Annotated in this window: 11 protein-coding genes; 4 read left to right on the forward strand and 7 right to left on the reverse strand. The window is 62.0% G+C overall.

The genetic code is table 11. The features are described from left to right. Positions 1-12 precede the first annotated feature (12 nt). Positions 13-1,500 carry an amidase gene (locus tag ACFC20_RS12150; protein ID WP_375193230.1) on the forward strand — a complete coding sequence of 496 codons (1,488 nt, stop codon included), beginning with the start codon at positions 13-15 and terminating at the stop codon, positions 1,498-1,500. Positions 1,501-1,649: 149 nt separating this feature from the next. After that, positions 1,650-3,509, forward strand: coding sequence for a putative bifunctional diguanylate cyclase/phosphodiesterase (locus ACFC20_RS12155; RefSeq protein WP_375193231.1), 1,860 nt, complete (start codon positions 1,650-1,652; stop codon positions 3,507-3,509). Here the strand turns inward: ACFC20_RS12155 and ACFC20_RS12160 are convergent. The 3 genes from ACFC20_RS12160 to ACFC20_RS12170 are packed head-to-tail and all read right to left on the reverse strand — an operon-like array spanning position 3,497 to position 8,414. Continuing rightward, positions 3,497-4,243 carry a pseudouridine synthase gene (locus ACFC20_RS12160; protein ID WP_375193232.1) on the reverse strand — a complete coding sequence of 249 codons (747 nt, stop codon included), beginning with the start codon at positions 4,241-4,243 and terminating at the stop codon, positions 3,497-3,499. The two genes, ACFC20_RS12155 and ACFC20_RS12160, sit on opposite strands and share 13 nt — an antisense overlap. After that, positions 4,243-7,326 carry an efflux RND transporter permease subunit gene (locus tag ACFC20_RS12165; RefSeq protein WP_375193233.1) on the reverse strand — a complete coding sequence of 1,028 codons (3,084 nt, stop codon included), beginning with the start codon at positions 7,324-7,326 and terminating at the stop codon, positions 4,243-4,245. Before ACFC20_RS12165 ends, ACFC20_RS12160 begins: the two co-directional genes overlap by 1 nt. A gap of 5 nt (positions 7,327-7,331) precedes the next feature. Beyond that, the gene (locus ACFC20_RS12170) at positions 7,332-8,414 is read right to left on the reverse strand and encodes an efflux RND transporter periplasmic adaptor subunit (RefSeq protein WP_375193234.1); all 1,083 of its coding nucleotides are present in this window, start codon (positions 8,412-8,414) and stop codon (positions 7,332-7,334) included. Between the two features lie 279 nt (positions 8,415-8,693). On the opposite strand from ACFC20_RS12170, the gene ilvG reads away from it, so the two are divergent. Both ilvG and ACFC20_RS12180 read left to right on the forward strand, forming a co-directional pair. Beyond that, positions 8,694-10,394, forward strand: a complete 1,701-nt coding sequence (gene ilvG, locus ACFC20_RS12175; protein ID WP_375193235.1) for an acetolactate synthase 2 catalytic subunit — start codon at positions 8,694-8,696, stop codon at positions 10,392-10,394. Next, positions 10,391-10,669, forward strand: coding sequence for an ACT domain-containing protein (locus ACFC20_RS12180; protein ID WP_375193236.1), 279 nt, complete (start codon positions 10,391-10,393; stop codon positions 10,667-10,669). Before ilvG ends, ACFC20_RS12180 begins: the two co-directional genes overlap by 4 nt. Positions 10,670-11,143: 474 nt before the next feature. Here the strand turns inward: ACFC20_RS12180 and cynS are convergent, their stop codons facing one another. The 4 genes from cynS to ACFC20_RS12200 are packed head-to-tail and all read right to left on the reverse strand — an operon-like array spanning position 11,144 to position 14,819. Beyond that, the gene (gene cynS / locus ACFC20_RS12185) at positions 11,144-11,587 is read right to left on the reverse strand and encodes a cyanase (RefSeq protein ID WP_091992003.1); all 444 of its coding nucleotides are present in this window, start codon (positions 11,585-11,587) and stop codon (positions 11,144-11,146) included. Between the two features lie 28 nt (positions 11,588-11,615). Next, positions 11,616-12,512: an ABC transporter ATP-binding protein gene (locus ACFC20_RS12190; protein ID WP_375193237.1), complete on the reverse strand. Its 897-nt coding sequence runs from the start codon at positions 12,510-12,512 to the stop codon at positions 11,616-11,618. Positions 12,513-12,567: 55 nt separating this feature from the next. Next, positions 12,568-13,395 carry a nitrate ABC transporter permease gene (ntrB, locus tag ACFC20_RS12195; RefSeq protein ID WP_113861203.1) on the reverse strand — a complete coding sequence of 276 codons (828 nt, stop codon included), beginning with the start codon at positions 13,393-13,395 and terminating at the stop codon, positions 12,568-12,570. 2 nt (positions 13,396-13,397) lie between these two features. Next, a complete protein-coding gene (locus ACFC20_RS12200) occupies positions 13,398-14,819 on the reverse strand; it encodes an ABC transporter substrate-binding protein (protein ID WP_375193238.1) in 1,422 nt (473 codons plus the stop codon). Positions 14,820-14,882: the final 63 nt, after the last annotated feature.

The following is a 14,882-nucleotide window of genomic DNA, read 5'->3' on the forward strand; positions in this document are numbered from 1 at the left end:
CAGGGAAGCACCATGCCCAATGCCCAGGCTCCAAAGACCTGCTCTACGTTCAAAAACGATGCGCTGGGACACGATGACGCCACGGCCCTCGCCCGCCGCCTGAGGTCCGGGGAGGTGTCTGTGGCGGAAGTGACCCGGGCCGCCATCGACCGTGCAAACGCGGCACACCCCCTGCTGCAGGGCGTGGCCGCAGAGGACTACGAGCGGGCCATGGCGGAGGCAAAAGCCCTGGACAACCACGACCGCCCCGCATCCTGGCCATACTTCCGGGGTGTGCCTACGTTCATCAAAGACAACACCAACGTTGCCGGGCAGACCACGCAACATGGTTCCCTGGCCGTTCCGGCCGCCCGGGCCACCGACACCAGTCCTTTCGCCCGCCAACTGCTGGCCCAGGGCTTCGTTTGCCTTGGCAAAAGCACACTGCCCGAGTTCGGATTCAATGCCACCACCGAACCTGCCCATGCGCCTGCCACCCGCAACCCCTGGAACCTGGCGTATTCTGCAGGCGCCTCCTCCGGTGGGTCTGCTGCGCTGGTGGCCGCCGGGGTGGTGCCCGTCGCCCACGCCAACGACGGCGGCGGCTCCATCCGGATACCCGCGGCCTGCTGTGGGCTGGTGGGCCTCAAGCCTACCCGCGCCCGCCTGCTGGACAACGAAGCCGCGGCCTCGCTGCCACTGAACATTATTGGCGAAGGCATTGTTTCCCGTTCGGTTCGGGACACCGCGAATTTCCTGGAACAGGCCGAGCTTTTTCACAGGAACACCAGGCTGGCCGCCGTTGGCCACAGGGAGGGCCCTTCGGATCGAAAGCTGACCATTGGCCTGGTGCTTGACTCCATCAATGGCCACAGGACGGACGACATTACCCGCAAGACCGTGGAGCAAACCGCCCATACCCTGGAGAAACTCGGCCACCGGGTCGAACCGGTCCCCGTGCCGGTACACCGTTCTTTCCCGGAGGATTTCGCACTCTACTGGGCACTCCTGGCCTTCGGGGTTCGGGCCAATGGCAAGAAACTGCTGCATCCCGGGTTTGACAAACACCGGACGGACGGCCTGACCAACGGGCTGGATGCCATGTTCCGGAGGCAGTTCTGGCGCCTGCCCGCCGCCCTCTGGCGGCTCAAACAATCCCAGCGGGACTACACCCGAGCAATGAAGGGATACGACGCGGTGCTAACGCCCGTCCTTGGCCATACCACGCCGGAACTTGGCCACCTGAGCCCGGACATTCCCTTCGAGACCCTGTTTGAGCGTCTGCGGCGCTATGTCAGTTTCACGCCATTGGCGAACGCAACCGGCGCGCCCGCCATCGCCCTGCCCATGGGACGCACCCCGGAAGGCCTGCCGGTTGCCGTGCAGTTCATGGGGCAACACGGCGGTGAAGGCACCCTGCTGGACATAGCGTTCGCACTTGAGGCGGAGGCGCCTTGGCCACTTCTTTACTCCGCTGAGGCCACCGGTAACGCCGGCCAGCCTGTGCCGGACACGGTGTGAGCGCGCCCGGCGTTGGACAAGAAACACCTGAACTGTCATATTCTTTAGGAAGCTCAGGACTGACCTGATCTGCTCTTGACCTTCCCGACAGAACCAGCAAACAGGGCCGCCCGTATTTCAATAACAAGGATCTGACATTGAGCCCGGCCATGCGCGACAGTGATGTTCTTGTGACCCACCATAAGGCACTGATGGAGCTGAGCCACAACACCAGCTTCATCGACCTCCCCAGGACCCGGAAACTCGCGGCTCTGCTGGAGCTTTGCGCCAACCGCCTGGGCCTCCGGCGTGCCAGCGTCTGGCAGTTCCCACCCGAGCGCGATCGTATTCGATGTGAATGGCTGCACGACCAGAGCGAAGCGCGCAGAAAAGCGCCCCCCGTAGCGCCGTCGGATATCCAGCTGTTCCGTTCCGACCACCCCGCGTATTTCAAGGCGATTACCGAGGAACGAGTGATTGCCGTAGAGGACGCCCGCAACGACCCTCGAACCAGTTCCTTCGATCGCGAATACCTGTCGGTGCAGAACATCCAGGCCATGCTCGACGCACCGATTTTTGACGGTGAACGGCTGAGCGGTGTTGTCTGCCTTGAGTCCGGTACCTGCCGGGCATGGACGGTACCGGACATCTCCCTGGCGGTCGCCATCGCTGACACCATCAGCCTGATGAACACCCACGAGGCCTGGCTGCGGTCTAAACGGGCCCTCGACTATGTCCGCCGCTACGATGCCCTGACCGGCCTGGCCAATATCGATTCTTTGCGGGATCGCCTGGAGCACCTGGTACGCAAAATCAAGCAGCGGGGTACTGGCAGCCTGGCCCTGCTGTGGATTGATGTGGATCGGTTGAAAACCATCAACGACGGGCTGGGGCCCCAGGCGGGAGACCAGGTGATTGCCGGCATCGGGCAACGCCTGAGAGAGCTCCAGCTTGCTGGAAAAGATTTTCTCGCCCGGATTGGCGGCGACGAGTTCGCCCTGGTAATCCGCAACTATACCCTGCCCGATTTCCTTGGTGAGGTTACTCGCGAAATCCAGGGTCGCATCCGCCAGCCCATCAAGGTTTCCGACCAGACCCTGAACATCAGTGCCAGCGTGGGCATCTGTCATTTCCCCGGTGACTGCGAAGAACCGGAGGAACTGCTCAGGGGCGCTGAAGCGGCCATGTACCACGCCAAGCGGCAGGGTCGGGACCGCTCAACCCTGTTCGATTCGGAAATACAGATGACCGCCCGATCCCGGTTTGCACTGGAGGGCGAACTGAGGGATGCACTGCAGCAACAGAGTCTCGATGTCTTCTTCCAGCCCATCATGGATCGCTCCGGGCAACACTTGGAGAGCATGGAGGCCCTGGTGCGGTGGCAGCATCCACGGCGTGGCTGGCTGTCTCCCATTGAATTTCTTGACGTTGCCCGAAGCGCCGGCCTGATGTACGAACTGGGGGCCTGCGTACTGGAACGGGTTTGCCGGCACTGGCGGGAAGGCAGGGACGCGGGCTTACGCCTGCCAACGATCTCCGTCAATCTGTCCGCGGAACAGGTGCTGGTTCAAGAGTTGCCGGAACTGGTCCGGAAAATTTGCGAACAGTATGAAATGCCCCTCACTGCACTTCAGTTCGAAGTCACCGAAGATTCCATACAGGGAGATTTCGAAGTAATCAGCGGGGTTCTGGAACAGCTGGTGGAGGCGGGCGCAGAGCTCGCCATCGATGATTTTGGCACCGGTTACTCGTCGCTTTCCCGCCTCAAGAGCCTGCCGTTCTCACGAATCAAGATAGACCGGTCGTTCATCAACAACCTGCCCGACGATGAAAACGACTGTGCCATCACGCTCTCGATCATAGGTCTTGCACGCGGGCTGGGCCTTTCCGTGGTAGCAGAGGGCGTGGAACTGGAGTCCCACGAAGCCTGGCTTTTCGACAAGGGTTGCGACTACCTCCAGGGCTACCGGTACAGCAAGCCCCCGCCCTTCGCGGACATTTGTGCCAAATTCCTCAATCATCCGGCCTGACCGGGCAACGCAAGGCCGGCAAATATCGACAGCACCTCCATAAAGCTTGCTTCCGGTCTCGCCCGCACCACCACAGACTCGCCCGAGACCGGATGTTCAAAGGCAATCGCCGTGGCCGCCAGCATCAACCTGCCCTGGCCGAAACGTTCGGCAAAGTAGCGATTTTGACGCCCGCGGCCGTGATTGGCATCTCCGATGATCGGGTGGTGAATGTGCTTCATGTGCCGCCGAAGCTGATGCTTCCGTCCGGTCTCCGGATACAGCTCCACGACCGCGTACCTGCTGCTTGGGTATTTCTCGATGGCCACCGGAATCTCGGTGGTTGCCAGGGTCCGGAAACGGGTTAAGGCCTCGCGAACCGGTTGCTCGGAACCTTTCAGCCGGCGATCCTCGGGCTCCTCCCTCAACGGGTGGTCAATCTCGCCCTGCGCTGGCGGCCACCCTCGCACCATCGCCAGGTAGGTCTTTCGAACCGATCCCGCCATCATCGCCAGCCCGAGGCGACGCGCCGTTTCGCTGTCTCTGGCAAACGCCAGGACACCAGAGGTCGGCCGATCCAGTCGATGCACCGGGTAAACGTGCTCTCCGCCATTCAGCGCCCGTGCATACTGCAGCGCAAACTCCGTTTCGTGTCGGTCAATCGGGCTTCGATGCACCAGCAGGCCTGCCGGTTTGTGAACCACAAGCAGGTACTCATCGCGGTAAAGAAGTGTCAGGGGGTTGGAATTCTGCATCAGGCGTTGCGCATCCGTCCGGCCAGACTCCTTAGCGACTGGCCGGCCCGGTTTCCCAGCACCAGCAGGGCCGGTGTCAGCAAAAGCGTCAGCACGGTGGCAAAGGTGAGCCCGCCGGCAATAGCGCTGGACAGCTGGGTCCACCACTGGGTGGAGGGCGCGCCCAGGCCCAGGGATGGCGTGAGCAGATCCACGTTGACACCAAGAACCATGGGCATCAGGCCCAGTACCGTCGTGATCGCGGTGAGCAGCACCGGCCTCAGACGCAGGCAGCCGGTTTCCAGCGCTGCCTCATAGGCGCCCAGCCCTTCCTTACGCATCTGGTTGTAGGTGTCAATCAGAATGATGTTGTTGTTCACCACAATTCCGGCCAGGGCAATGGTGCCCATGCCAACCATCACAATGCCGAAGGACTGGCCGTTCACCAGCAGCCCCAGCAGCACGCCGGCGGTGGACAGCACAATGGCGGAGAGAATCAGGAACGTCTGGTACAGGGAATTGAACTGGGTAACCAGGATCAGCAGCATCAGGCCAATAGCCACCAGGAACGCGGTGGCCAGGAAGTTTGAAGCCTGCTGCTGGTCTTCATTCTCGCCAGCGAACTTCACCGATACGCCCTCTGGCGGCTCAGGCATCGCGGCCTGGAGTGAGCGCAACAGTTCATCCACCCGACGGCCCTCGGCCAGCTCGGATTTGATGGTGACGGTACGCTGGCCATCCACCCGCACAATGCTGTTGGTCTTGTCACCCGGGCGCAGGTCCACGAATTCCGACAACGGCACCTGGCCCCTCGGCGTGTTGATGGTCTGCCGCTGTAGATGGTCCAGTTCCCGCCAGTTGTTGGGCACGCGGACCACAATATCGACTTCGTCCCGCACGTCTTCCGGCCGGTAGGTAGCCAGAACCAGGCCGTTGGTCACCAGCCTCACCGCACTGCCGATACCCAGTACGTCCGTGCCGAAACGCGCCGCTGCCTCACGGTCCACCTGCAGCCGCCACTCGATTCCCGGCAGGCTGCGGTCGTCCTCGATGTCCACGAAGCCGCCCAGCTCGCGCATCTTTTCCTTGATCTCATTCACGTAGCCATTCAGGTTTCCGGCACTGCGGCTGCTCACCTGCAGCTCAATGGGCTTGCCCTCGGCCGGTCCGCCCTCCTGTTTCCGGAACTCCAGCTCTATGCCGGGAATGTCCGCCGTCAGATCCCGGAAGTCCTCCAGAATGGCACTGGCCGGGCGACGGGTGAACCAGTCGGTAAACTGAAACTGCAGAACACCGATCACGTCCGGCGCCAGCTGGGAGCCGGGGCGAACCATTGAACGGGCGTATAGAGCCTTCACCTCAGGCATGCCACGCAGACGCTGTTCCACTTCCCGCACAATGGCATCCCGCTCCCAAACGGAGAGATCGCCCCGGGCCCTGACCTGCACCTGCGCCGAATCCGGCTCCACGCTCGGGAAAAACTCCACCCCATGGTTGAAACGTGCATAGGCCACGTAGATCACGCCAATCACCAGCAGCACGCCCACCAGAGTCAGACCCGGCGATTGCAGAAGCCTGGACAGCAACTGGCGATACCCTCGCATCAGCTGCCCGCCCGGCTGCGTGTTGAGCGACCGCCGGCCACCACTGACGCTGCCAAGCACTGGCAGGAACACCAGCGCCATCGCCAGGGAAGCGATAAGGCAGATGATCACCGTCAGCGGCAGGAACTTCATGAACTCACCCACCACACCGGGCCAGAACAGCAGTGGCAAGAATACCGCCAGCGTAGTCGCGGTGGAGGCGATGATGGGCCAGGCCATGCGGCTGGCCGCCTCGGCCCAGGCGTGCCTGACCGGATGGCCCTCGGTCAGGTTTCGGTCCGCCAGTTCAGAGACCACGATGGCGCCGTCCACCAGCATGCCCGCCACCAGAATCAGGCTGAACAGCACCACGATGTTGAGAGTGAGACCCATACTCCAGATCACCAGGATGCCGGTGAGGAAGGCGCCCGGAATGGTCAGGCCGACCATCACGGCCGACCTCGGCCCCATGGCCGCAATCACCACGATCAGCACCAGCACGATGGCCGTCAGCACGTTATTGAGCAAATCGCTGAGGATGTCCCGCACTTCCTGGGACTGGTCCATGATGTAGCGGATTTCCAGGGAATCGGGCAGTTGCGGCCGGGCCTCCTCGATCAGCGCCCGAACCCGGGCGATGGTCTCGATGATGTTGGCGCCGGCGCGCTTGGACACTTCCAGCACCAGGGCCGGCTCACCGTTGATGCGGGCAAAACCGTTGGGGTCCTTGAAGGTGCGCTGGAGCATGGCAACGTCGCCAAAGGTCACCACCGTGTCGCCGTCCACCTTCACCGGCATCGACATGACATCCTCGATGGTCTCGATCACCCCGGGTACCTTGAGGGCCATGCGGCCGTTGCCGGTGTCGAGAGAGCCTGCCGCCACCAGCTGGTTGTTCCGGGTAACCAGGGCGGCCAGCTGGTCAAAATCAATGCCGTAGCTCTCCAGCACCTGGGGGTCCACCACGATCTCGAGCAGATCCTCCCGGTCGCCGCCGATGTCGACTTCCAGCACTTCCGGAATGGACTCGATGGCATCCTGGAACCGCCGGGCAATGGTAATCAGCTCACGTTCCGAGAGCGGGCCAGAGAGCCCCACCGACAGCACCGGGAACAGCGATACGTTGATCTCGTTCACCCTCGGCTCGTCCGCCTCCTCGGGCAGCTTGGTGCGGGCCGTATCCACCTTCTCCCGCACGTCCTGCAGCGCTTTGTCCGGGTCGAAGCCGGCATCGAACTCCAGCATCACCGAAGCATGGCCTTCCGAGGCGGTACCGCGCATTTCCTTGATGCCTTCCAGGGTACGCAGCTCCTGCTCCATCGGGCGCACCAGTAAGCGCTCCGCGTCCTCCGGACTGATGCCATCTAGCGTCATGGAGACGTAGATCATCGGAATGGTGACGTCGGGATTGGCTTCCTTGGGGATGGTCTGGAACGCCACCAGCCCGCCCAGAATCAGGAACAGCAGGGTCAGCAACGTGGTCCGGCTACGATCGATGGCGGCAAAAATGAGGGTGCGCATCGGCTCTAGCCCCGGTTTTCAGCAGCATCAACGGGCACGACCTGCTCGCCAACACCGACAAACCCGCCGCCCCGGGTGATCAAGCGGATCTCATCCGGCAGACCGGTCACCCAGGCCCCCTCGGTGGACACGCTCAGCAGCTTCACCCGGCCGAACGCCACCTCATTGTCACCGTTCACGTACTTCACCCCGGGCCGTCCATCGTCGCCGAGCGAGAGATAGGCCGGCGAAATGAACATGGCCTTAACCTCCGGCAGGGCCACACGCAGGCTGGCGCTGCCGCCGGCGATCCGCTTGCGATCCGGGTTCTCCACCGCAATTTCCACCGCAAAACTGCGGGTTTCCGGTGACGCGGCACTGGCCACAAAGGTAACCACGCCCGAGAGCTGGCTGCCGTCCAGAAGATCCACCCGAACCGCCTGGCCCGGCGCGACATCGGCCACGGACTGCTGGGGCACCCGGGCGGTTGCTTTCAGGCGATCCACCTGTACCAGCTCAAGCAGCGGCGAGCCAATCTGCACCAGGTCGCCGGTATCCACGGATTTCTGGTTGATGATGCCATCAAAGGGCGCTTCCGGAGTCAGGTGGTCGACCACCTGCCGGGCGCTGGTCAGCTCGGCTCTCGCGGCGGCCAGCTCACTTTCCAGCCCCAGCACCTCGGATTCTGCCGCCAGGTTGCCCGACCGCAGGCGCCGGGCCGCCGCCAGATCAGCCTCCAGTTTCTTTACCCGGGACTGCCAGCGCAGAACCTCGGCACTGCGCCCTTCATCAGAGATCTCCAGCAGTTTCTGACCCTGGCGTACCTGTTCTCCCAGCCCCACAGAAAGGGATTCCACCCGGCCCGACACCTGGGCACTGAGCAGCACCGAACGCCAGGGCTCAAGCTGGCCCTGGAGCATAAGTCCGGGCTCATGGAGCCTGGCACTCAGGGTTTCCACCTGTACGCTGGTGAGCGAGTCTTCGGCGTTCTCCTGGCGTTCCGGCACTTCCTCGCTGGCCACCTTCACTTCTCCGGTCGCCATCCAGATCACCAGAACCACCACGATGAGAAGGGAGAGCCCGATCGACCCCCATTTTGCTTTCGTCATTGAATGCTCTCTGTAAATAAGGCTTGCGCCCGGCCAAAAACGTGGGTTAGATTCTACACAGAATCGTTTTATGAATTCAGAGCAGACCGTCGATTTTATGAATCTCAACTCAGTGATTGTCCTTGTGAAGCTCGTCCTGGTGGTCGTGGTACCGTCCGGGGGCTTTTGCGTGGACAAGCGGGTGAGATAGCGACAACCTGACAAGACACCAGAAACCCCCGGCACCGAAAGGTCCCGGGGGTTTCTTTTTTTACGGCAAAAGAAAAGGGAAAAACGACCATGAACGGCGCACAGCACATTCTTGAAGCGTTCCACCGCCACCACATCAGCACGGTTTTCGGTTACCCGGGCGGCTGCATCATGCCGCTCTACGACGCGCTGGTGGACGATGTGGGCGTGGAACACGTGCTGTGCCGCCACGAACAGGCCTGCGCCCTGGCCGCCGACGGCTATGCCCGGGCCAGTGGCAAGCTGGGCGTGTGCATTGCCACCTCCGGGCCCGGCGCCACCAACCTGATTACCGGCGTGGCCAACGCCCACCGGGATTCCATTCCCATGCTGGTGATCACCGGCCAGGTGCCCTCCGGGCTGATCGGCACCGACGCCTTCCAGGAAACCGACGTACTGGGTATGGCCCTGGGCATCGTGAAACACAGCTACCTGATCGACGATGCCGACAGCCTGCCCGGCATCCTGGAAGAGGCGATTGAACTCGCCCAGAGCGGTCGCCCCGGGCCGGTGTGGATTGATATCCCTAAGGACCTGTTGCTGACCGAAGTGGCCGACGCGCCCCTACCTCGACAGGCGACAGCCTCCAACGCCGCTCCGGATCTGACCGAGGTGCTGGCCATGCTGCGCGCCGCCCGCAAGCCCCTGCTCTACAGCGGTGGTGGCGTCAGCCTGGCCCACGCCGAGGACAGTTTCCGGACCTTCGCCGAAACCTCTGCCCTGCCTGCGGTTGTTACCCTGAAGGGCATCGGCAACCCCGGCAAACACAACCCCTACAATCTGGGCATGCTGGGCATGCACGGCTCCCGGGCCGCCAACAAGGCGGTGGACGAATGCGACCTGCTGCTGGTGATCGGCGCCCGCCTGGACGACCGGGCCACCGGCAAGCTGGACGGCTTCGCGCCGAACGCCCGGCTGATTCACATCGACGCGGACGCCGCCGAGATCAACAAACTGCGCCCGGCCGACATGGCTATACGAGGCGACCTGAACACAATCCTGAAGGGGCTGACCTGCGCACTTTCGGACAACCCTCTGGCCATCGGCCCCTGGCAGAAACAGTGCCGAACCTGGCATACCACCGGCGGTTTCCATGCGGCCGACAACGAGGAGCCCCTGGCCCCGATCACCGGCCCGGCCTTTATCCGCCAGCTGTCACGCATTGCCCCGGACGACACCGTCATCGCCTGCGACGTGGGCCAGCACCAGATGTGGGTTGCCCAGCACTACGAGTTCGACCACCCGCGCCACCACCTCACCAGCGGCGGCCTGGGTACCATGGGCTTCGGCCTGCCCGCGGCCATCGGCGCCCAGTTTGCGGATCGCAACAGCACCGTCATCAACGTCACCGGGGACGGCTCGTTCATGATGAACGCCCAGGAGCTGGCCACCATCCGCCGCTACAACCTGCCGGTGAAACTGATCGTCATGGACAACCAGTGCCTGGGCATGGTCCGCCAGCAGCAGGAGCTGTTCTACAACAACAGGGAAAGCCAGATAAACCTGGACGACAACCCCGACTTCGTGGCCATGGCCCGGGCCTTCGACATCCCGGCCCTGCACATCGAACGCACCGACCAGATCCGCCGGGGCATCGAAACCATACTGGCCTACAACGGCCCGATGCTGCTGCATGTGGCCATCAGCCGCGAGGAAAACGTCTGGCCCATCGTCAAACCCGGCGCCAGCAACATCGACATGATCGACGAAACCCGACGCACCGCAAACAACAAGCAGGAGCAAGTAGCATGAACCCGCAAAGCCAGCCAGCAACGCCCAGCTACACCATCCACTGCCGAATGAATCAGGAAGCGGCCGCCCTGGAACGCCTCTGCCAGGTGGTCCGCATCCGCGGGTTCCGAATCGCCACCATGGCGGTAGAAACTGCCGGTGAGCACCTGAACATCGCCCTCACCCTGGAGGGCACCCGGCCGATCGCCATGTTGCAGTCGCAACTGGAGAAGCTGCATACGGTTGCTGAGGTTGCCCTGGCGGCTGGTTCTGCTGCCCGTTCTCGTTCGGCTTGAGCTTTGGGGGACTGGCTTTTTCGTAGCCTGAGGTTTGGCGGGCAGGTACGCGGGTGGCGGTATTTTTTCTTCGGGGAAAAGAACTCGCTTCGCTCAGACATCTTTTCCCTGTCAGAAAAAATACCGCCACCCCCTACCGACGGGCAGAAACGATAGGCCGAATGAAAGACGAAGGAATTAATGCGGGAAGATAGAGCTTGTAGTTTGTAGGTCGGATTAGCGAAGCGTAATCCGACAAAAACCTGTTGGATTACGCCTGCGGCTAATCCAACCTACAAAAGCAAAAAATGTCTTTAAGTCGGTGAACCCGTGTTGCACGTCGGCGCGGGGTGGTAGGTGGATTTTTCGCCGGAAAAAGGTGTCTGAGCGAAGCGAGTTCTTTTTCCAAGAAAAATCCACCTGCCACCCCGCAGGCCCGCCCCTCAACCAACAGGCTAAAAAGGCGGGCCCAATCCGAAGTTATCGGCCGAACAGTTACCAGGCCTTATAGGGCAGGAACTTCCCGTTCATGGTGACCACCACCCGGTCGCCCTTCGGGTTCTCCTCCTTCTCGATGTCCATGGTGAAATCGATGGCACTCATGATGCCGTCACCGAACTTCTCGTGAATGAGTTCCTTCATGGTGTCGCCGTAAACGCCAACCACTTCATACAGACGGTAGATCAGCGGATCCTGGGGCACGGCACCATCCCAGGCTTTCTTCGGGCACACCTGCAGGGCTTCGGCCACCGGCTTTTCCAGGCCCAGGGTTTCGCACAGGGCGAACGCCTTGTCTTCGGTGAGGCTGTTCATGCCCAGGGCGGCCGAGGTGGTGAACACCGGGGACATGCCGATGGCTTCGGCAATGGCTTCCCAGGTCATGCCCTTGGCGACTTTGGCTTCCAGGATTTTGGCGGTCATCAGTTCTTTGTTCATCATGGCTGTTTTCCTCTCTTGGGTTGTTACGTCAGGCATTCACCGCGCGAGCGGCGGTATCGGATTCGGTGGCCTCGGGTGCCGGTTGGCTGAGGCCCTTGGCAGGTTCGGCGACTTTCGGGGTTCCGTCTTTTTCCGGCAGGGCCGAGCCGCTGCGGTTCACCAGGAAGTCCACCAGGTAATCCCGGGTCTTGTGGTAGGCCGGGTTCTGGAAGATGGTGGAGCGTGCCCGCGGGTGCGGGATGTCCACTTTCACGCTCTCGGCAATCCGCGCGTTGGGGCCGTTGGACATCAGGAAGATGCGGTCGGACAGCAGGATGGCCTCGTCCACGTCGTGGGTAATCATGAAGACGGTCTGGCGGGTTTCTTCCCAGATTTTCACCAGCTCGTCCTGGATCACGCCCCGTGTCAGGGCATCCAGCGCGCCGAATGGTTCGTCCAGCAGCAGCAGTTCCGGCTGGGTGGCGAAAGCCCGGGCGATGCTCACCCGCTGGCGCATTCCGCCTGAGAGCTGCGAAGGCTTGCGGTTCATGGCGTGCTCCAGGCCCACCATTTTCAGGTAGCGCTCGCTGTGCTCTCTCACCTTTTCCTTGGACCAGCTCGGCCAGCGCGCTTTCACGGCAAACACGATGTTGTTAAGGGCGGTTTTCCAGGGCAGCAGGCTGTAGTTCTGGAACACCACACCGCGCTCCAGGCCCGGACCCTTTACTTCCTTGCCGTTCATTACCACGTTGCCGGCGCTGGCTTCGTCCAGGCCTGCCAGCACGTTCAGGATGGTGGATTTGCCGCAGCCGGAGTGGCCGATGATGCAGACAAACTCCCCTTTCTCCAGGGCAAAGCGGACATCCTCGAAGACGGTCAGCTCACCGCCCTGGCCGTCCGGGTAGATCTTGGACAGACCATCTACTTCCAGGAATGATTTCGTCATAACAGGTCTCCGTTCGGAGGGTTGAGGCCGGCACCGAAAACCGGTGCCGGGCCGCTCATTCTTTGTATTCCACCAGTTTCTGGGCCTTGCCCAGGGCCAGGTCCAGCAGCATGCCCACCACCCCGATCATGAGGATGGAGAAGATCACACTGGCCAGATCCAGGTTGTTCCATTCGTTCCACACGTAGTAACCAATGCCAGTGCCGCCTACGAGCATCTCTGCGGCTACAATCACCAGCCAGGCGATGCCGATGGAGATGCGCATGCCGGTCAGGATGGTGGGCGCCGCGGCCGGCAGGATGACCGTGAGTGCGGTCTTAATGGGGCTGAGTTCGTGGGTGCGGGCCACGTTCACCCAGTCCTGCCGGACGTTAGCCACACCAAAGGCGGTGTTCAGCAGCATCGGCCAGATCGAGCAGATGAAGATCACGAAAATGGCCGAGGCGTCGGAATCCTGGATGATGAACAGCGCCAGAGGCATCCAGGCCAGGGGCGAAATAGGCCGCAGTACCTGAATGTACGGGTTCAGGGCTTTGTACATCAGCGGCGACATGCCGATCAGGAAGCCGACGGGCAGTGCGATGGCCATGGCCGCCAGGTAGCCGGTGAGTACCCGGTACACCGAGTAGGCCAGCTGGATGCCGATGCCCTTGTCGTTGGCGCCGGCGTCATAGAACGGGTTGGACAGCTCGGCCCAGGCCAGCTTGATCACCTCCGAGGGCGGCGGCACCCGGGATTCCTGGTCGGCCCCACCCATCAGGCGCTCGTACTCGGTCATGGCCGCGTCCGCTTCCGGCGGCTGGGTTGCCATTTCCCAGAGCCCCAAGGCCAGAATCAGGAACGACACCGACAGCAGGGCTGCGCGTACGTTCAGGGAAGCCATGGTTACACCCTCCCGATGGCAAAGCTGCGGGCGTACTCTTCCGCGCTGTCCGGATCGAAGGTCTTACCCATGATGGTGTGGGTCTTGTAGGTCTTGTCCGGCGCGCTGTAACCCATCTCTTCCATTAGCTTGCCGGTCTCACCGGCCAGGTAAACCTGCTCGGCGATGCCCTTGTAGTCCACATCGCCCTCGATGTAACCCCAGCGCTTCATCTGGGTGAGGATCCACACGCCCATGGAATGCCAGGGGAACGGGTCAAAATCGATGCGGTCGGGCACGTTCTTCACTTCACCCAGGCCGTCGGCGTAGTAGCCGGTCAGCACCTGCTGGATCACCGGAACCGGCTGGTTCAGGTAGTTCTTGGGCGCGATGGCCTCGGAGATTTCCTTGCGGTTCTCCGGGTTGTTGGAGTACTGCGTGGCATCAATGATGGCCCGCAAAAGAGCGCCATAGGTGTTCGGGTTCTCGGTGGCGAACTGCTGGCTGCAGGCGAAGGCGCAGCAGGGATGGCCTTCCCAGATGTCTTTGGTGAGCATGTGGATGAAGCCTACCTTCTCCCACACGGCACGCTGGTTGAACGGGTCCGGGCTCAGGTAGCCATCCAGGTTACCGGCGCGCAGGTTGGCCACCATCTCGGGTGGCGGAACCACGCGGATCTGCACGTCCTTGTCCGGATCAATGCCGTTCTCGGCCAGGTAGTAACGAAGCAGGAAGTTGTGCATGGAGTACTCGAACGGCACCCCGAACTTGAAGCCTTTCCACTGCTTGGGATCGCGCTTGTCCTTGTGATCGACGTGCAGCACGATGGCCTGGCCGTTGATGTTCTCTACCGCCGGCATGATGAATGGCTCCGGCGTGGAGCCTGCACCCATGGTCATGGCGAGCGGCATGGGAGTGAGCATGTGGGAAGCGTCGTATTCACCGGCCAGGGACTTGTCCCGGGCCACCGCCCAACCAGCGGTCTTGGTGACGGTTACATCCAGGCCATAGCGCTCATAGAAGCCCATGGGGTGGGCCATGATGATCGGCGTGGCGCAGGTAATGGGCACAAAGCCCACGTTCAGTTTGGTTTTTTCCAGTTTGCCGAGGGATTCCTTCACCGCGGCCTTGGCCTTGTCCATAGGGAACACGCTGCCGAGCAGTGCGGCCGCGGTGCCGGCGCCCATCATCTTCATGAAGCTGCGGCGGCTGTGGTCGTTGTGGCCGAACACGGAGCGCACCACGGCACTCTCGATGGCGCGGTCCATCATCGCTTCGGAGTCCATTCGCTCCTCTGCTGCGCCCTGGTGGCTGGCCGCAGGTTTCAGGTCAAGTGAAATGGACGGCGCACTGTCACCGGGCTGGCACTCATGGCAGCCGCAGTTTTTTGCGTGAATCAGGGACTTGTCACCGTCAAAGGGATTTCCAAGGCTTTTCGTGGTCATTGGGCACTCTCCTGGGTATTGGACCTGGTTTTCAGGGTGTTTCTGCACTCTTTTGGTGCTACT

Source organism: Marinobacter sp., assembly GCF_041984545.1.
Taxonomy (GTDB): domain Bacteria; phylum Pseudomonadota; class Gammaproteobacteria; order Pseudomonadales; family Oleiphilaceae; genus Marinobacter.